The organism is Flavivirga algicola (assembly GCF_012910715.1).
Lineage (GTDB): Bacteria > Bacteroidota > Bacteroidia > Flavobacteriales > Flavobacteriaceae > Flavivirga > Flavivirga algicola.
Map to the genome: position 1 here is coordinate 51431 of NZ_JABBHF010000011.1, position 19000 is coordinate 70430.

The 19000-nt window shown below is 34.9% G+C and carries 14 protein-coding genes; 6 read left to right on the forward strand and 8 right to left on the reverse strand.

The window, feature by feature from the left end:
• Positions 1 to 20: 20 nt before the first annotated feature.
• The gene (locus HHX25_RS17165) at positions 21 to 290 is read right to left on the reverse strand and encodes a hypothetical protein (RefSeq protein WP_169676051.1); all 270 of its coding nucleotides are present in this window, start codon (positions 288 to 290) and stop codon (positions 21 to 23) included.
• 113 nt (positions 291 to 403) lie between these two features.
• Here HHX25_RS17165 and HHX25_RS17170 point away from each other — a divergent pair, with 113 nt between their 5' ends.
• The 4 genes from HHX25_RS17170 to HHX25_RS17185 are packed head-to-tail and all read left to right on the forward strand — an operon-like array spanning position 404 to position 3702.
• Entirely contained in the window at positions 404 to 1489 is a 1086-nt protein-coding gene (locus HHX25_RS17170; RefSeq protein WP_169676053.1) for a CNNM domain-containing protein, read from the forward strand.
• Complete coding sequence (locus tag HHX25_RS17175) at positions 1489 to 1962, forward strand: methylated-DNA--[protein]-cysteine S-methyltransferase (protein WP_169676055.1); 474 nt, start codon at positions 1489 to 1491, stop codon at positions 1960 to 1962. The genes HHX25_RS17170 and HHX25_RS17175 overlap by 1 nt, the downstream gene beginning before the upstream one ends.
• On the forward strand, positions 1928 to 2485 hold the full coding sequence (locus HHX25_RS17180) for a DUF4442 domain-containing protein (RefSeq protein ID WP_317169105.1): 558 nt from the start codon (positions 1928 to 1930) through the stop codon (positions 2483 to 2485). The genes HHX25_RS17175 and HHX25_RS17180 overlap by 35 nt, the downstream gene beginning before the upstream one ends.
• Before the next feature lie 56 nt (positions 2486 to 2541).
• Positions 2542 to 3702 carry a serine hydrolase domain-containing protein gene (locus tag HHX25_RS17185; protein ID WP_169676057.1) on the forward strand — a complete coding sequence of 387 codons (1161 nt, stop codon included), beginning with the start codon at positions 2542 to 2544 and terminating at the stop codon, positions 3700 to 3702.
• Positions 3703 to 3877: 175 nt separating this feature from the next.
• On the opposite strand, the gene HHX25_RS17190 is transcribed toward HHX25_RS17185, so the two are convergent.
• Positions 3878 to 7735, reverse strand: a complete 3858-nt coding sequence (locus HHX25_RS17190) for an immunoglobulin-like domain-containing protein (protein WP_169676059.1) — start codon at positions 7733 to 7735, stop codon at positions 3878 to 3880.
• 208 nt (positions 7736 to 7943) lie between these two features.
• Here HHX25_RS17190 and HHX25_RS17195 point away from each other — a divergent pair, with 208 nt between their 5' ends.
• Together HHX25_RS17195 and HHX25_RS17200 are read left to right on the forward strand one after the other, a co-directional pair.
• Positions 7944 to 8657: a 3'-5' exonuclease gene (locus tag HHX25_RS17195; protein ID WP_169676061.1), complete on the forward strand. Its 714-nt coding sequence runs from the start codon at positions 7944 to 7946 to the stop codon at positions 8655 to 8657.
• Positions 8657 to 10336, forward strand: a complete 1680-nt coding sequence (locus HHX25_RS17200; RefSeq protein WP_169676063.1) for an ABC transporter ATP-binding protein — start codon at positions 8657 to 8659, stop codon at positions 10334 to 10336. The genes HHX25_RS17195 and HHX25_RS17200 overlap by 1 nt, the downstream gene beginning before the upstream one ends.
• Before the next feature lie 390 nt (positions 10337 to 10726).
• On the opposite strand, the gene HHX25_RS17205 is transcribed toward HHX25_RS17200, so the two are convergent.
• The 6 genes from HHX25_RS17205 to HHX25_RS17230 all read right to left on the reverse strand — a co-directional run bounded on the left by HHX25_RS17205 (position 10727) and on the right by HHX25_RS17230 (position 18991).
• Positions 10727 to 11380 (reverse strand): 3-oxoacid CoA-transferase subunit B, encoded by a 654-nt coding sequence (locus tag HHX25_RS17205; protein ID WP_169676065.1) that lies wholly within the window; start codon positions 11378 to 11380, stop codon positions 10727 to 10729.
• Positions 11381 to 11475: 95 nt separating this feature from the next.
• Entirely contained in the window at positions 11476 to 12177 is a 702-nt protein-coding gene (locus HHX25_RS17210; protein ID WP_169676067.1) for a CoA transferase subunit A, read from the reverse strand.
• A gap of 165 nt (positions 12178 to 12342) precedes the next feature.
• Positions 12343 to 14673, reverse strand: coding sequence for a penicillin-binding protein 1A (locus tag HHX25_RS17215; protein WP_169676069.1), 2331 nt, complete (start codon positions 14671 to 14673; stop codon positions 12343 to 12345).
• 267 nt (positions 14674 to 14940) lie between these two features.
• Positions 14941 to 17247 carry a penicillin-binding protein 1A gene (locus tag HHX25_RS17220; protein WP_169676071.1) on the reverse strand — a complete coding sequence of 769 codons (2307 nt, stop codon included), beginning with the start codon at positions 17245 to 17247 and terminating at the stop codon, positions 14941 to 14943.
• Positions 17248 to 17316: 69 nt separating this feature from the next.
• Positions 17317 to 17811 carry a gliding motility lipoprotein GldH gene (locus HHX25_RS17225; protein WP_169676073.1) on the reverse strand — a complete coding sequence of 165 codons (495 nt, stop codon included), beginning with the start codon at positions 17809 to 17811 and terminating at the stop codon, positions 17317 to 17319.
• Positions 17798 to 18991 (reverse strand): PSP1 domain-containing protein, encoded by a 1194-nt coding sequence (locus HHX25_RS17230; RefSeq protein WP_169676075.1) that lies wholly within the window; start codon positions 18989 to 18991, stop codon positions 17798 to 17800. Before HHX25_RS17230 ends, HHX25_RS17225 begins: the two co-directional genes overlap by 14 nt.
• Positions 18992 to 19000: the final 9 nt, after the last annotated feature.

A 19000-nucleotide genomic window follows, 5' to 3' on the forward strand; every position in this document is an offset into this window, starting at 1 on the left:
ACGATGGGGCAAGAACATGGTTAAGGGTTATAACTTTTTTGCAATCCTCGTTGTTTTTCTCTTAAATATACCTTCTGGCTATGCCCACAAATACATTTGATAGCTAAAGAGGCGTCTATTTTGCCCGTTTTCAAGACATTTTTTTGTCCAATAGAGCTCAATTCTGTGTCTCCAAAAGGGTTCTTAACAACAGTATGTATTGAATAAATAAGAATATCAAATGTTTCATTACAGCCTTTCTTTTCACAAGAAACCTCTGCTAACTCATAGGATAGTTTTTCGGTTATCATAATTAATTTAGTTAGTTAAAAATTTTGAAAGAAAAAGCTTATGAAGAAAAGAGGCGTTAACTTACACAATATACAAAATAAATTTAACTATTTTAGCGGTAAATCAATTTTTAATGAGTGCATTAATTTTTTGGGCCACAATTTCTATTTTCTTTTCTTTTTTATGCTCTATTCTTGAAGCTGTTTTGCTAACTGTTACGCCAACGTTTATAAATGTTAAGAAACAAGAAGGCAAAGAATATGCTTTTACTCTAGAACGTTTAAAAAAAGACGTAGACAAACCTTTAATTGCCATACTTACTTTAAATACTATTGCACATACACTAGGTGCGATGATGGTTGGGATTCAGGCAGAAAAACTGCCCTATAAAATAGAAATAGCAGGAATTAATACGGTGGGAGTTATTTCGGCTATTATGACTTTACTCATTTTAATTGCCTCGGAGATTGTTCCAAAAACCATTGGTGCTACGTATTGGAAAGGTTTGGCGAATTTCACTTCAAAAACGTTGACTATTTTAATGTTTCCTTTAAAATGGACAGGTATTTTATGGCTACTACAGCTCACCACCAAGCTTATTGGAGATAAAGGTCATGGAAGTGTATTAAGCCGCGAAGATTTTCATGCAATGACAGATATCGCTCAAGAAAAAGGTGTATTTCAAGAAAATGAAAGCAAAATCATTAAAAATTTATTGACTTTTAAAGAAGTTTTGGCAAAAGATGTGATGACGCCTAGAACTGTTATGCTGGCAGTAGATCAAAATACAACTGTTGAAGATTTTTTTAATAAAAACTTAAATCTTCGTTTTTCTAGAATCCCTATATACTCAAACGAACCAGATAATATAAAAGGATTAGTCCTTAAAGACGAAGTTTTTAAAGAAATGGCCCTTGGTCATGGAGATAAAAAACTCTCGGATTTAATACGGCATATTATTATTGTTAATCGTAATTTACCGATTCCAAACCTATTCGAACTATTGGTTGAAGGCAGAAACCATATGGCCTTGGTCGTTGACGAGTATGGCTCTGTAAGCGGATTAGTTACTATGGAAGATGTTATTGAAACACTTTTAGGCTTAGAAATTATGGACGAGAGTGATAATGTTTCAAATCTCCAGCACCTCGCACGCAAAAGTTGGGAGGCAAGAGCTAAAAAATTAGGTATTTTAGAGGATTCTAATCCAGAAAAATAATGGAAACCTGCATCATTCAATCTCCTTTAGGTTTTACCAAGATACATGGAGATATTAATGGTATCTCTTCTATTAATGTTTTAAATTCTAAAGAAAAAATAACTGACATTATTCCTTTAGAATTAGAAGACTGCGTACATCAGTTTAAAGAATATTTTGAAGGCAAACGCAAACAGTTCAATCTAAAATTAAATCCTCAGGGAACCGAGTTTCAAAAAAAAGTCTGGAAACAACTTGAACAAATTCCTTATGGCAAAACACTTTCTTATTTAGAACTATCTAAACAACTTGGAGACGTTAAGGCAATTCGTGCAGTAGCGAGTGCCAATGGGAAAAACCCACTTTGGATTATTGTTCCTTGTCATCGTGTTATTGGTAGTGATGGCAGTTTAACAGGTTATGCTGGTGGTTTACACCGTAAAAAATGGTTGCTAGAACATGAAAGCCCCTATAAGCAACAATCCCTTTTTTAGAATGTACAGAACACTTACTAAAATAATGAAACGTTTCATGTCTGATAAACAGATATACAAATATGGATTTAACTTATCTCCTATGTATAGACGATCTACAGGGAAAGTTATTGAAGTAAGTAACAATTTGCATGATGTTAAGATAAAAATCCCCATCAGCTTTAAAAATAGAAATTTTGTAGGATCCATATTTGGTGGCAGTCTCTTTTCTGCCACAGACCCCATTTACATGATTCAACTTATGAATATTTTAGGTGACAATTATATTGTTTGGGATAAAGAGGCTACTATAAAATACAAGCGTCCAGCCAAAGAAAATGTTTATACGGAATTTTCTTTTTCATTAGAAGAAATAAAAAATATTAAAACCCAAATTGCAAAAAAAGGGGAATTGAATGTGACCAAAACTACCCATATAGTAAACAAAGAAAATATAGTTATTGCAGAGGTGATTAAAACCATTTATGTAGCTGACAAAACATTTTATAAAGAAAAACGCAAGCTACGGGCAAATCAAAAATAACCCAGTTTTTATTCGTATAGAATTTCTTATCTTTAATTTCTACTAAAAAAGAACTTATGAAATTCTTAAAAAAGCTTTTTAAATGGGTAGCTATTGTTATCGGTGTTATTGTTCTATTACTTTATATCTTTGACTATAGCTATATTTTAAGAGGTGTTCGTATTGTTTACATGACTGGACATCAAACCGTTTTTATAGATGATTATCCTTACTTTGAAAATGATACTATTAAAAGTGGAAATAATTTTCAACCCTGGTCACTACATAAAAAATATAATAGCATTGAACCAACTGAAAAATTAACGAACATTAATAGTGAATTGGAAACCGTTGCTTATCTGATTATTAAAAATGATAGTATTTTTTACGAGTGGTATGCTCCTAATTATGGAAAAGAATCTAAGACAAATTCTTTTTCTGTAACAAAAAGTATTACGACCTCTATGCTCGGTAAAGCGATTATGGATGGTTATATTGAAAGTTTAGATCAATCTGTTACCGATTTTTATCCAGAATATGGTGATATAAAAACAACCGTTGGTGATTTGGCCTCCATGGCCTCTGGTTTAAATTGGGTTGAGCATTATACCAGCCCTTTTTCACTAACAGCTAGAGCCAATTATGATGATAATTTAGCCGAAACCATTTTGAATCTTAAACAGGTTAAAGCACCAGGAAAAGAATTCGAGTACTTAAGTGGAAACACCCAATTATTAGGAATGATCATCCAAAAAGCTACAGGAAAAACTCTGGCCAATTACCTTTCGGAAAGTTTTTGGAAACCCATGGGCGCATCGCAAGATGCACTATGGCAGTTAGATGATGCAGAAAACAGATTAGCAAAAACGTTTTGTTGTATCTCCAGTAACTCCAGAGATTTTGCGCGCTTTGGTAAACTTTATAAAGATCACGGAAAATGGAATGGCAAACAAATTTTAGATTCTACATTTGTAGCAAAATCAGTGTCACCCCGTTTTGCAGATAGCCCAGAATACGGTTACGGATGGTGGTTAAAAAAAATGAAAGACAAAAGCTTCTTTTTAATGCGAGGGCATCACAGTCAATATATCATTGTAGAACCAAATGATAATGTCATTATTGTAAGGCTAGGGCACCATACCTCAGCCGATGAGGGTAAAAAACCTTTTACCATAGATACTGATATTTATATTGAGGAAGCTTATAAAATGCTAAACTCCTATAAAAACAAACCATAAAAGGAGGTCTAAAAAGCGCCATTCAGAATAAAGCGAAAAACCTCTTCAAATTTAGACACATTTGCAGAGGTTTTTCGAACTTTAGTTTATGCTGAGCGTGGTCTAAGCAATCGAAATGATAACTTATAGACTTTTTAGACACTCTCCTTTTATTTGATATCTATCTATTTAATATTTAGCGTTTTACAAACTTTTTAATCATAATCTCTTCTCCATCATTTACTTCTAAAAAGTATGCACCTGCATTAAGATTAGAAACATCAATTTCTTTAGATGTAGTACCACTTGCTATTCTTTGGCCTAGCATATTGAGAATTCTGTAGTTTGTACTAATATCACCAGGTAATCTAATATTTAAAATGTTATCGTTAACTGGATTCGGATAAAGCATAAATTCTTCATCTGAGTTAAATCCATCGTCAGTATTCAACTCTCTTAGAGGTGTAATTTGGGTACCCCTTCCAGCAACTGTTCCTGCAATTAAAGGACTAGTCGTTGGATTCCCTATAATGGTAATTTGATCAATATAAATATAATCACTATTACTACTTGCATCGCATTGGAATCTATATTGAGCGTTAGAAACAAAATTAATAGTTGAAGCATCTAATACTACTGTAGCCGAATAAAAGGTATTATTATTAAAGTGGGTACCACGAACATACGTTGCAACTGGCGTCCATGTTGAGCCATTATAATAACTCAACCAAAAATCTTCTCCATTCTCCATGCTATATGCGTAGAAATAAAACTTAACTTCTACTTGATTGAATGCCGTTATATCAAATATAGGTGAAGTCATTGCCGATGCTGTTCCCGAATTATCTCTTAATCGAATCGAGTAACGTCCTTCATAAGAACGGGATCCTCTATAACGAGCACAATCGCTTCCGCCATCAATCCATCCGTCCCAACCAGTCTCAAAATAAACCTCATGAAGTGTTGTTGGTCCTGCTGATTGATTATTGACTATGATGGTTCTCGTTACTTGAGCAGCTGCATTACCAGCTGCATCACTCACATCATAGGTTACAAAATATGATCCTGCTATCGTAGTATTTACAGAACCTCCAATAACTATGCTAGAAGTTAAATCTCCATCAACATTGTCGGTTGCCGTTGCCCCAAGTTCTGTATACGTATCACCCACCGTTAAGTTAATTGTAGAATCACCGTTTAGTGTAATTACTGGAGCTACCGTATCAGCTCCTGGCGCAAGAGTCGTTATATTTACTTCATTACTTGCTACCGACACATTTTCTGCAGCATCTTTTGCTCTAACAGTAAAATCGTATGCTGTATTAGCACTCAATCCAGTAACTTGATATGTTGTACTGCTAACATTTGTAATTAATGAGCCATCTTGATATATATCATATCCTGTGACTCCAATGTTATCAGTTGAAGCTGTCCATGATAAATCAACACTGGTTTGAGTAATAGTAGAAGCTATTAAATTAGTAGGTGCTGTTGGCGCTTCTGTATCTGGGATAGATGTCGCCGTAAAACTACCTGTAAATACGCCCCGTCCATATGTAGATGCTATAACTTTATTTGTAGTATCATCTCCACTAACATCCCAATAATCAAACGAAGTTACGCTAACATCACTCATACCGTTATAAGCTTGGGACCATGTAGGACTCGTAGCATTAAAATCTGATGTTTCCCAAACACCTAACTGTGTAGCAATAATAGCTTCATTAAGGTTTAACGGGTTTAATAAAAAGTCTCTTACAGGTATATTAGGCAAGTTCCCTTCTTTACTCGACCAACTGGTGCCCGCATTTGAAGAGTACCATACACTTGTAACACCATAATTATGCATGGTTACTATTAGATCATTTGATGTTTCTCCAAATCTAATAGAAGATACTGAGCCTACAAAAGGTGTTGTAATAGTTGTCCAAGTTGCTGAAGAATTAGAAACATTAGTCAACCTTAAAAGACCTCCCGTAGCTGTACCAACATACCAAGTATTAGTAGCAAAAGGGGATGCTCTAAAGGCTGTTGGTTTAGCTGTTAAAGCAGCATTAGTTAATGTTCCACTGCTATTTGCTGCAACATTAATGCTTCTAATAGAAAAATTTGTGCCTGAAGAGTTATTAGACAATAAACGATTCGCATCACTATCGTAACCCATTTGATTTACAAAATCTCCAGTGGTTTGGCTATTTGACAACGTTGTAGCAGCACCATTAATACGACCCAACCCATTCCAAGGTAAATTGAATCTATAAATAACATTAAATACATACGATGCAATCATATATTGACCATCTTTATCTACAAATGTGTAAAAACCATCGCCATCGCTTAATTCTTCAGAACTATTAACTCCCGTCGTTGCATTTCTAAAAGCCTGGGTTCCGTTATCTTGTGCTCCAGCAGAAAATATACCACTTGTATCGCCAGTTCCATCAGGCCCTATTCCTGCTTTCACAAATTGTGTGACATTATAATTATTATTTCTAACAGAAATAGTACTTCCAGAATTACCAGAATAATATAAACCTCCATCATTCCCAAACATAATTTGTGAAGACGAATTATTTCCAAAAGCAATAGCGTGTTGGTCGGCATGAACTTCTTGATGTCCAAAACCACCATACCAATGTGAAAGTTGTGACCAAGAAGTCCCCCCATTAGTTGTTTTAAATAAATCAATTCCCCCAACATAAACAATATTATCGTTTGAAGGATCTGTTTCAATAACTAAATTATAAAACGCTTGATCCCTACAAAAGTCGTTAGCCGCAATTCCAGGGTCTGCATCATTAGGAAGACTTGTAGAGGAAATGCTCGCAAAACCATTTGTAGTGCTATAAATATGAACCGGAGAAGCAACTCCCTGTGTTAGGGCATAGAATGTATTCGCATTGGTTGCAGATGGTTCAAGTTCAACCCGATTAGAATCTGTTAAAGGAGAAGCTGCAGCCTCGGTCCATATACTCCCATTTGTAGAGCTAAATACACGACCACCGCCTTCTCCAAGAGCAGAGCCTATGGTGCCCATCCATAATTTATTATCAGCACCTACCTCTAGATCATTAGGAATATAATAATAGGTTAAACCTCCAAACGTATGCTGCATGTTTGCAGATTCAATTCTACTCCAAGTTGCACCTCCATTAGTTGAGCGATATAATCCAGAGGATTGTAACCCCAACCAATTTGTTGGACTCGAAGAATCTCCGTAAGCATGAGCGCCAACAGCAACAAATAATTCTGTTGAAGTACCGTTATCCCAAGCTAGAATATCATTTACATAATAAATCCCTGAAAGAAATAAATTTGTTGCGCTAAAATTTATATCGCCACTATCTGCTGGAGGAATATTTATGGCACTCCATGTTGTTCCTCCATCTGTCGTTACATATACACCATTACCAACAACATCCCCTGCCGTGTACTGCTCCCCTGTTCCAACATACCAAATATTGGAATTTCTAGGGTCTACGGTAATCGAAGTCACTGATAAATTACCAGGAACATTTTCTATTCTGGTCCAAGTAGAAGTACTACTGCTTATATTCGTATTTTTCCATAAGCCTCCACTTACACCTCCTGCATAAACAGTGTTATTGGAAGTATCATTTGGATCGAACATAATCACTCTTGTTCTACCTCCTACATTATTTGGACCTCTTTCCTCCCAAACATTGGCAGCATTGCCAGGATTACGCTGGGTTAAACTACTTGAAAACCCTTTCTTTTTACGCTCTTTTTTTAATTGCTCTCTCAAATTAGTAAGTCCTTCAACATCTAGCTTTCCCGTACCTGGATTTATAGTTAATTCCCACATTTGTTCGAAATAACGGTTTGGAGGTAAGCCTTTTTGTTTTCTTGTTTTTTTATCCCAAGTAAGTGTCTCAATAAATGGGCTATTTTTCATAAATTCGGCATGTTGTTCTCTTTGTTTAGTAATTTCATCTTTCAATGACTTTTCATTACTCAAATAAAAGATAAATCCAACTGATAGACATATTAAAAAAAGTAAAAAGCTTTTTTTAATAATTGATTTTTTAGGCATAATAAATTGTTTTAGTTTTTTAAATTTAAACAATAAATTCGATGATTTAATAACAATTAATCAATGTTTTTTGCAAAACACCTATAATAAATCAATATTACGGGTTTTCCACAGTTTTAAAGAAAGAAAAAGATTACTTTTAAAAAATATTTTAACCTACAATAACAAAATGTAAAAGCTTACATTTTTTAAAGAATTAAGATCCATTATGATTTCAAAACTCCATTTAGAACACATTTTATTTCTGGATATTGAAACTGTTCCAGAAATGCAACACTTTTCTGAGTTAAATGAAGATAAGCAAGCACTTTGGGATAAAAAATCCCAATACCAGCGAAAAGATGATTTTACTGCAGAAGAATTTTATGATCGTGCAGGTATTTGGGCAGAGTTTGGAAAAATAATCTGTATCTCGGTTGGCTATTTTAATATTTTAAATGATGTTCGAACTTTTAGGGTCACTTCTTTTTATGGAGATGAAACCAAAATTTTAAAAGATTTTAAAAATTTATTGATATCACATTTTAGTGAAACAAAGCATCTGTTATGTGCACATAATGGTAAAGAGTTTGATTTCCCTTATATTGCACGCCGTATGATCATTAATAATATTGAGCTCCCTTATAAGTTAAACCTTTTTGGAAAGAAACCTTGGGAAGTACCTCATTTAGATACCCTCGAATTATGGAAGTTTGGTGATTATAAAGCCTATACATCTCTAAAATTACTGACTAATGTTTTGGGAATACCATCTCCAAAGGATGATATTGATGGAAGTGAGGTGTATCGTGTATATTATGAGGATAATGATATTGATCGAATTATTATTTATTGCGAAAAAGACACCATAGCTGTGGCTCAAATATTCTTGAGACTACGCGGTGATGACCTATTAATTGAAGATGAAATTATCCATATCTAATGCAGGACAACACTATCTTAGACATAAAAGGGCTTTCTATTACATTTGGTAAAAATGAAGTGATTCATAATATTTCCTACTATCTAAACAAAAATGAAATCTTGGGTATTGTGGGAGAATCTGGTTCGGGAAAATCAGTATCTTCCTTAGCTATTTTGGGTTTATTACCAAAAAAGATTTCAAAAATTACTTCGGGGAGCATTCATTATAACAATCAAGATTTAACCACAATTCCGCTTAAAACATTTCAAAAGATTCGTGGAAAAAAAATTGCAATGATTTTTCAAGAACCCATGAGTTCTTTAAATCCCTCGATGACCTGCGGAAAACAAGTTCAGGAAATTTTATTGCAGCATACTAAGCTTTCTAAACTAGAGGCAAAAGAAGAAACCCTTTTATTATTCGAAAAAGTAAAACTCCCAGACCCCAAAAGAGTGTTTAATGCTTATCCGCATGAGATTTCTGGCGGACAGAAACAACGAGCTATGATTGCTATGGCTATAGCCTGTAAGCCAGATATTTTAATTGCAGACGAGCCTACAACAGCACTCGATGTTACGGTTCAAAAAGAAATTATCAAACTATTAAAAGCATTACAAGTCGACACAAAAATGAGTGTTATTTTCATTACGCATGATTTGGCTTTAATTTCTGAAATAGCCGACAGGGTTCTAGTTATGTATAAAGGTGATATTGTTGAACAAGGTCCTGTTTCAACTATTTTTAACACCCCAAAACATATCTATACAAAAGCACTTATTAACTCACGTCCTTCATTAGATACAAGATTAAAAACACTCCCTACCATTGATGATTATCTAAACAGTAAAATCTCAAACGAGGTAATCACTGCAGAACAGCGTAAACTCCAGCATGAAAAACTATACAGTAACACCCCACTTTTAGAAGTTATAAATGTTGAAAAAGAATATATTTCAAAATCGGGTTGGTTTACTAAACCCCAATCATTTAAAGCGGTAAATAATGTTAGCTTTTCATTATATGAAGGAGAAACATTAGGCCTGGTAGGGGAGTCTGGCTGTGGCAAATCTACACTAGGAAATGCTATTCTTCAATTAGACAAAGCTACAGCAGGACAGATATTATATAAAGGTACAGATATTACCAAGTTACCCAATTCTGAAATTAAAACGCTTCGGAAGGATATACAAATTATTTTTCAGGATCCGTACTCTTCACTTAATCCTAGAATTCCAGTTGGAGAAGCCATCATAGAACCCATGAAGGTTCATAATCTCTATCATTCAGATAAAGAAAGAAAAGAAAAAGCCATTGATATTTTAAACCGCGTCGGCTTGTCTGAAGACTATTTTGATCGTTACCCTCATGAATTTTCTGGCGGACAAAGACAGCGGATAGGTATTGCTAGAACAATTGCGTTACAACCTAAATTAATTGTATGTGATGAATCTGTATCGGCCTTAGACATATCGGTTCAAGCACAAGTTTTAAACCTTTTAAACGAGCTTAAGGAAACCTTTGGTTTTACCTATATTTTTATTTCACACGATTTAGCTGTAGTGAAATACATGTCTGATCAATTATTGGTAATGAATAAAGGTCAAATAGAAGAATTGGATGATGCAGATGTTATTTATAGCACACCGAAAAAAGAATATACAAAGAAATTAATTGAAGCCATACCCAAAGGGTTATAGCATAAATATCTTTTTAGTTAAATACAGTAGGCTTTTTAAAAATCGTAAATTCTCCTTGAGAGTTTCTTTAAATTTACTTTCATTTAATGTAGGTTGTTCAGGTAGATTTGTTGCAAATTTCATAAGTTTTCAATTTATGGTAGATTTGGGGAAATCTATGTTTATTTGGTTTGGTTTTTTTGGGGACTGCTAATATGATATTTATTTTTAATATAATCGTTTAAAAACATAAAAAATCGATGAAATGCATTTTTATTTAACACTTTTCATCGATTCCAAATTATTTGTCTCTTTTTTATTTGCCTTTTTTACATTCGTTTCTAATTTATAGATCTTTTTTTAAGCAGGTAAAGCATATTTACACAATCATTATAGTAAGTGCTTAAACCTTTAAATATTCATTTCTGGAATATCACCTTCAACAATTAAATTCCCTTCTGTAGCTTCCTTAATGGCTTCCACAGTTACTCCTGGAGCACGTTCTAAAAGCTTAAAGCCCATGTTAGCTACTTCAAGTACTGCCATGTTAGTCACGATCTTTTTAACACAGCCCACACCCGTTAATGGTAATGAACATTGCTTTAAAAGTTTTGATTCACCCTTCTTATTAGTATGCATCATAGCCACTATAATATTTTCAGCACTAGCAACTAAATCCATGGCACCTCCCATACCTTTTACCATTTTACCAGGAATCTTCCAATTTGCTATATCACCATTTTCTGCGACTTCCATCGCACCCAAAATGGTGAGATCAACATGTTGTCCACGTATCATAGAAAAGCTCAGGGCCGAATCAAAAAAGCTAGCTCCTGCCAATGTTGTTATGGTTTGCTTTCCTGCATTTATAATATCGGCATCTTCTTCACCTTCAAATGGGAAAGGCCCCATCCCTAAAACACCATTTTCACTTTGAAACTCTACTTCTATATCACTTCTTACATAGTTTGCAACCAAAGTTGGTATTCCAATTCCAAGGTTCACATAATAACCATCTTTTACTTCTTTTGCTATGCGTTTCGCAATTCCTGTTTTATCTAACATAACTTTTGTTATTCCCGTGAAAACGGGAATCTTTTTAATTGAAACTTAATTTTAAATGCCAACTCCCGTCTTAACAGGAATAACAATCCCTCCCTTTAATCTCTTTGTCTTACAGTTCGTTGTTCAATGCGTTTTTCATAATGGGCTCCTTCAAAAATACGTTGCACAAAAATGCCTGGAATATGAATTTGATTAGGATCCAAAGCACCTAAAGGAACTAACTCTTCGACCTCAGCAACCGTTATCTTTGCAGCACCACACATATTCGGATTGAAATTTCTGGAAGTACCTTTAAAAATTAAGTTGCCCGCAGCATCACCTTTCCAAGCTTTTACAAAGGCAAAATCAGCTTTAAAGGCATGCTCCAATACATACATTTTCCCATCAAAGTTCCTGGTCTCTTTGCCTTCAGCGACTTCGGTTCCATAACCCGCAGGCGTATAAACAGCAGGAAAACCAGCTTGAGCAGCCCGACATCGCTCTGCTAAAGTCCCTTGAGGGATAAGCTCAACATCCAATTCTCCTGAAAGCATCTGGCGTTCAAATTCATCATTCTCTCCCACATACGATGAGACCATTTTTTTTATTTGTTTTTTTTGAAGTAGCAGCCCCAATCCAAAATCATCAACCCCTGCATTATTAGAAATACATGTTAATCCTTTCACTCCAAGTTTTACCAATTCGGAAATAGCATTTTCTGGAATACCGCTAAGTCCAAAACCTCCAAGCATACATGTCATGTTATCCGATACACCTTTTAGAGCATCTTGAACATGAGCAACCTTTTTATTAATCATTTTATTAAATTTTTACTGTATAAATGTACATATAAATGAATTATTTTTAAAATAATTACCAAATAAGTTATTTATCAATAAAATTAAGTGATTAGTCTAAGGTTAAATTCACAAAAAAACCATTCATTTTGAATGGTTTTTATTATTAGTAAAAATATATCTCTATTAGAATCCTCCTAAATCTTCAGGGATAATATCATCTGGGTCATCATCAGTGGCTCTTGAAACCTTAGAACAATCTACATTTATAGATAAGTTTTTCGGCTTTTCAAATGCTCCTTTAGAAATATTTAATGTCTCATCTGCGTAACAACTTTTCATATAAAGTCCCCAAATAGGTAGTGCCATGGCTGCCCCTTGTCCATAAGTTATGGATCTAAAATGTGCCGCTCTATCCTCAGCACCTACCCAAACACCTGTAACTAGATTAGGCACCATACCCATAAACCAACCATCACTTTGGTTTTGTGTGGTTCCTGTTTTTCCTGCTATAGGGTTTTTAAACCCATAAGGATAACCAGTAATAATTTCTTTATAATCTGTTCTACTGGCTGCATAGGTATGTCTTAATCTTGTCCCGGAACCTCCATGTGTAACACCTTCCATAAGTTGTACCGCGACGTAGGCCGTTTCTTCATTTAAAACATCACGGGTTTCTGGCTTGAACTGATATAAAATGGTTCCATTTTTATCTTCAATAGTGGTCACCATAACAGGTTTGGTATATACCCCTTTGTTAGCAAATGCTGCATAGGCACCTACCATTTCGTAAACGCTGATGTCTGGTGTCCCTAAAGCAATAGAAGGTACAGCAGGTATTTCAGATTCAATTCCTAATTTTTTTGCTAAATCAACAACAGGCTGTGGTCCTACCTTATCAATTAATCTCGCCGTTATGGTATTTACTGAATTTGCCAAAGCATTCTTTAAAGTTCTGGTGCCTCCATAATCATTTTCTCCTCCAGAGTTTTTAGGACACCATTCTTCAGGATTACCATGTTTATCTTTTTCTATACAGAAAGGAGTATCTGGAAATTCATCACAAGGGGAATAATGTAACTGATCTATAGCTGCTGCATACACAAGTGGCTTAAACGTAGACCCTATTTGACGCTTTCCCTGCTTCACCATATCGTATTGAAAATGCCTGTAATTCATACCACCTACCCATGCTTTTACATGCCCCGTTAAAGGATCCATAGACATCATACCAGGTTTTAAAAACGACTTATAATATCGCATAGAGTCATACGGCTTCATAATAGTGTCTACCTCTGAAGCTTTTCCTTCTTCCCATTTAAAAACAGTCATTTTGGTTGGTTTGTGAAACGATGCTTCAATTTCTTTATCAGACTTCCCTGCTTTTTTCATTATTCTCCAGCGTTCACCTAGTCTCATTGAACGTTTCATTAAGGCATCTATTTCTTTCCGTGTAAGCTCTAAAAATGGTGCTGTTGGATTACGTTTAGGTGTATTTTGATTAAAAAACTCCGCTTGTAATCTAGGCATATGCTGTCCCACTGCTGCCTCGGCATATCGCTGCATACGGGAATCTATAGTCGTATAAATTTTTAAACCATCGTTATATAAGTTATATTTTGTCCCATCTGGTTTTGGATTTTTCTTAATCCAATCTTTCATAAAACCATCTAAATACCCTCTAAAGTAAGTTGCGATACCATCACGATGTGATTGTGGGGTGTAGCGTAAATCCAATTCTGTTTTTTGAAGCGAATCTTTTACAGCTTCACTAATATAGTCGTAGTATTCTAGTTGATATAAAACAACATTTCTTCTGTTTTTTACGCCAACAGGATTTCTTCTTGGGTTATATAACGAAGAGTTTTTAAACATCCCAACCAGCATAGCCGATTCTTTCATGGTTAATTCATTTGGCTCCTTATTAAAATAGATTGCTGCCGCACTACGAATACCATCCGCATTATTTCCAAAATCATAAATATTAAAATATTGAGCTATAATTTCTTCTTTAGTATATTGACGTTCTAAACGAATAGCTATAATCCACTCTTTTATTTTTTGAGTAATCCTCCCTAAAGTACTTCGAGATGCCACACCAGTGAATAATTGTTTTGCCAATTGTTGCGATATGGTACTGGCTCCTCCTCCTGAACCTAAGGTAGCAATTGCCCTAAGTGTTCCCCTAGCATCTATGCCTGCATGATCATGAAAACGTATATCTTCTGTAGCAATTAAAGCATCTATTAAATTTTGTGGTAGCTCATTATAACCAACAGGTGTTCTATTATCATTTAAATAAAATTTGCCCAAGGTTTTTCCATCAGATGAAATAATTTCAGTCGCCAAATGAGTCTTGGGGTTTTCTAATACGGTATGATCTGGTAAATCTCCGAAAATAGATGTAGATAAGAAAAGAAGTGCCACAAAAAGGACGCCTCCTGCAAATAAAATCCAAAACCAACGTATGTATTTTGAAAAATCTTGAGTTGCTGTTTCTTGCTTTTTTTTCGCCATTTAACTTTAATAATATTTAATAGATATAATTCTTTATTTCTTTCGTGGTTTTTCAATTCTAAAACCAATATCGTGATTACCCCAAGCTCTACAACACCATTAATCAGCTATTTCCTCTCGTATTAGTACCTGTCCAAAACAAATACTTTAAAACTTATCAGACAACCTGCAAGACATAATATCTTACCTAATTTTACTCAAATATATCTTTTTTATTCTTTGAATATATTTTTTAATATGTGTCTAAACCTTCAGTCAGTGATACCATTACCAAAATTCATCATTAATAGTCTCTGGAACATCAGAACAGTTTATATTTATAGATAGATCCTTAGGTTTTTCAAATAGTTCTTTAGAAATATTTAATGTTTTATCTGCATAACAGCTTTTCATATATAAACCCCAAATTGGTAATGCCATGGCGCCACCTTGTCCGTAAGTTATGGACCTAAAATGTACAGCTCGATTTTCTGCACCTACCCAAACGCCTGTTACTAGATTAGGTACCATACCCATAAACCAACCATCACTTTGGTTTTGTGTGGTTCCTGTTTTTCCTGCTATAGGATTTTTAAATTTATAGGGGTAGCCCGTGATTATTTTTTTATAATCTATTCTGTTAGCTTTGTGATCATGTTTTAAGTTTGATCCTGAACCACCTTCTGTGACACCTTGTAGAAGGTTCACCACAACATAAGCTGTTTCTTCGCTTAATACATCTCGTGTTTCTGGTTTAAATTGATACAAAACATTACCATTTTTATCTTCAATAGTGGTCACCATGACGGGTTTTGTATATACACCTTTGTTCACAAAAGTAGAATAGGCACCCACCATTTCATAAAGACTTATCTCTGGGACCCCCAAAGCTATAGAAGGCATAACTGGAATTTCAGATTCAACCCCTAGGCTTCTTGCCAAATCTACAACAGGTTGCGGACCAACTTTATCGATCAACCTTGCCGTTATGGTATTTACAGATTTTGCCAAAGCATCTTTTAAAGTTCTACTACCCCCATAGTCATTTTCACCATTAGCATTTTTGGGGCACCATTCTTCTGAATTACCATATTTGTTTTTTTCTATACAAAAAGGTGTATCTGGAAATTCATCACAAGGTGAATAGTGTAATTGATCTATGGCTGTTGCATAAACAAACGGTTTAAAGGTCGAACCTACTTGACGTTTGCCCTGTTTTACCATATCGTACTGAAAATGCCTGTAATTCATACCGCCAACCCATGCTTTTACATGACCTGTTAAAGGATCCATAGACATCATCCCTGGTTTCAAGAACGACTTATAGTATCTCATAGAGTCTATAGGTTTCATAATGGTATCCAGCTCGGAAGGCTTACCGTCTTTCCATCTAAAAATAGTCATTTTAGCAGGCTTATCGAATGACGCTTCAATCTCAGCATCAGATTTTCCCGCTCTTTTTAATACCCTCCATCGTTCACCTTGCCTCATGGCACGCTTCATTAAAGCACTTATTTCCTTTTGACTGAGGTCTAAAAATGGTGCCGTAGGGTTCTTTTCAGGCGTGTTTTGGTTAAAAAACTCGGCTTGCAACCTAGACATATGCTGTTGTACGGCTTTTTCTGCATATTGCTGCATCCGTGAATCTATAGTGGTGTAAATTTTTAATCCATCGAGGTATAAATTATATTTTGTTCCGTCTGGTTTTGGATGCTTTTTAATCCAATCTTTCATAAAACCTTTAAGATATGATGTTCTAAAATAAGTAGCAATACCATCACTATGAGACTCAGGAGAATAATTTAAACCTAATGCTGTTTTTTGTAATGAATCCTTGACCTCTCCAGAAATATACCCATACTTATACATCTGTGCCAGCACCACATTACGCCTATTCCTTGTTGGCTCAGGTTTCGTCCTGGGGTTAAATAAATTTGAACTTTTAAACATCCCAACCAGCATAGCTGATTCTTTTAAATCTAGATCTTTGGGCTCTTTACCAAAATAAATACGTGCTGCGCTTCTAATTCCATCGGCATTATTTAAAAAGTCATAAATATTGAAGTACTGAGCTATAATTTCTTCTTTGGTATATTGACGTTCTAACCGTATAGAGATAACCCATTCCTTTATCTTTTGAGTATATTTATCCCACCCCTTTGACCTGACACCAACAAATAATTGGCGTGCTAATTGTTGGGAAATAGTACTAGCTCCTCCTTTTTTTCCTAGAAAGAAAAACGCTCTTAAAGTTCCTCTAGCATCTATACCCGCATGGTCATGAAAACGTGCATCTTCTGTCGCAATCAACGCATCTACCAAACTTTGTGATAATTCGTCGTAACTAACCGAGGTTCTATTCTCGCTTAGATAGAATTTACCTAAGGTTTTTCCATCGGATGAAATAATTTCGGATGCTAAATGGGTTTTAGGGTTTTCTAATACAGTATGGTCTGGCATGTAACCAAAAACTCCCCATGAAGCAAGTAAAAAAAGAAATGCTACAAAAAAGATACTTCCAGCAAATAACATCCAAAACCAACGTATGTATTTTGAAAAATCCTGAACTGCAGTCGCTTTCTTTTTTTTTGCCATATAACTTTTAAGTGCTAAATACTTACCAGATACAATTCTAATAAAACTCAGAATTATTGGAAATTCTATTTATTCGTTTCGTAGTTTTTCAATTCTAAAACCAATATCTGTAATACCTTCCAGCTCTATAACACCATTAACCTTCCCATTTTCCCGCATAGCATGCTGTATATTAACGTTATAGTCTCCTTTTTCTTTAAAAACGACCTCTTCTTTATACCAAAGTTTATTCTCCTTAATATCTGTAAGACCAGTGCCTAGTAATTTTCCGCTTGGATCTGCCATTCTATACTCTAAGGTGTCTTTAATAGTTTTACCATGAGGAAAGCCCATTTCAACAATTAAAAACAAGTTGTTGTACTTATAATCGTTAGTATTTCTTAGGTTTACAAATAGATTGTACGCATTCGTAGAATCTGGAGGGCTGACTTTAAAGCTGATTACAGAGTCTTTATGCCATTTATTGGGAACCGATTTATAGGTATCGAAAACGCGATTAGAATCACAGGATACACATACTAAAGAAGCCATTAAAAAAAATAATAAGACCTTACTTTGCTGCATTTTTACTGTTTTGAGGTTTTCTCTTATTTTTATTACTCTTATTGTTTTTGTTATTTCTTCTTCTATTATTTTTACGTTTATTCCTAGGCTTTGGACTATCGAAACGTGTTAAACTGTCTTGTCCTACAACGTTTTCAAACTCCGTTTTAGTATCTTCTACTAATTCTGAAGCGTATTCTTCCAGACTTGTAATTTTTTTATTCTTTTTGTTTAAATCTATAATTTCATTGGCCTGAACCGTTGTTATTTTATGCCAATGATTCCATTCTCCTTCATAGGCATACCACATATGACCTTTAAAAATATCCGTTTTTTGACACACCGCAGTACCCTTCTCCGTTTGTAGTTTTGTCTCTGTTTTTGGAAAGCTTTTCAAGGCATCCAGATAGGTGTCTAACTCATAATTCAAGCAACATTTCAACTTACCGCATTGCCCTGCCAATTTTTGAGGGTTTAAGGACAGTTGTTGGTACCTTGCTGCCGATGTGCTAACGGATCTAAAATCTGTTAACCAAGTTGAACAGCACAACTCACGACCACAAGATCCAATACCCCCAAGCCTGGAAGCTTCTTGACGAAACCCCACTTGTTTCATTTCTATACGCGTTCTAAACTCGCGAGCAAAAACTTTTATAAGTTCTCTAAAATCAACACGCTCTTCGGCGGTATAATAAAAAGTGGCTTTACTGGCATCTCCCTGAAACTCGATATCGGAAATTTTCATCTCCAGGTTTAAATCGATTGCAAACTGACGTGCCTTTACCTTCATAGGCTCTTCCTTATCGCGAGCAGATGACCAGATATCAATATCTTTTTGGCTTGCTTTTCGGTAAACTTTTAAGGCTTCTTCTTCATTATCCGATATATTTTTACGCTTCATTTGAATACGTACCAGCTCTCCTGTAAGGGTAATCATTCCTATATCATGACCCGCTTTTGCTTGCGTAGCAACTATATCTCCAATGCTAAGTGTTAAGTTTCCGGTATTCTTATAATACTCTTTTCTTCCGTTTTTATAACGTACCTCAACCCAATTGAATGGTTTTTCACCATTTGGTAACGACATATTTGCCAGCCAATCGAAAACAGTTAGTTTATTACAACTATCTGTACCACAAGTACCATTATTTTTGCAACCTTTAGGCTGACCGTCTTTAGTTGAGCAGCTCGCGCAAGCCATATATTTTAT

Excerpts from the sequence above, each read along its gene's own strand:
- HHX25_RS17165 (WP_169676051.1), bottom strand. The coding sequence starts at position 290 with ATGATAACCGAAAAACTATCCTATGAGTTAGCAGAGGTTTCTTGTGAA.
- HHX25_RS17170 (WP_169676053.1), top strand. The coding sequence starts at position 404 with ATGAGTGCATTAATTTTTTGGGCCACAATTTCTATTTTCTTTTCTTTT.
- HHX25_RS17175 (WP_169676055.1), top strand. The coding sequence starts at position 1,489 with ATGGAAACCTGCATCATTCAATCTCCTTTAGGTTTTACCAAGATACAT.
- HHX25_RS17180 (WP_317169105.1), top strand. The coding sequence starts at position 1,928 with ATGAAAGCCCCTATAAGCAACAATCCCTTTTTTAGAATGTACAGAACA.
- HHX25_RS17185 (WP_169676057.1), top strand. The coding sequence starts at position 2,542 with ATGAAATTCTTAAAAAAGCTTTTTAAATGGGTAGCTATTGTTATCGGT.
- HHX25_RS17190 (WP_169676059.1), bottom strand. The coding sequence starts at position 7,735 with ATGCCTAAAAAATCAATTATTAAAAAAAGCTTTTTACTTTTTTTAATA.
- HHX25_RS17195 (WP_169676061.1), top strand. The coding sequence starts at position 7,944 with ATGATTTCAAAACTCCATTTAGAACACATTTTATTTCTGGATATTGAA.
- HHX25_RS17200 (WP_169676063.1), top strand. The coding sequence starts at position 8,657 with ATGCAGGACAACACTATCTTAGACATAAAAGGGCTTTCTATTACATTT.
- HHX25_RS17205 (WP_169676065.1), bottom strand. The coding sequence starts at position 11,380 with ATGTTAGATAAAACAGGAATTGCGAAACGCATAGCAAAAGAAGTAAAA.
- HHX25_RS17210 (WP_169676067.1), bottom strand. The coding sequence starts at position 12,177 with ATGATTAATAAAAAGGTTGCTCATGTTCAAGATGCTCTAAAAGGTGTA.
- HHX25_RS17215 (WP_169676069.1), bottom strand. The coding sequence starts at position 14,673 with ATGGCGAAAAAAAAGCAAGAAACAGCAACTCAAGATTTTTCAAAATAC.
- HHX25_RS17220 (WP_169676071.1), bottom strand. The coding sequence starts at position 17,247 with ATGGCAAAAAAAAAGAAAGCGACTGCAGTTCAGGATTTTTCAAAATAC.
- HHX25_RS17225 (WP_169676073.1), bottom strand. The coding sequence starts at position 17,811 with ATGCAGCAAAGTAAGGTCTTATTATTTTTTTTAATGGCTTCTTTAGTA.
- HHX25_RS17230 (WP_169676075.1), bottom strand. The coding sequence starts at position 18,991 with ATGGCTTGCGCGAGCTGCTCAACTAAAGACGGTCAGCCTAAAGGTTGC.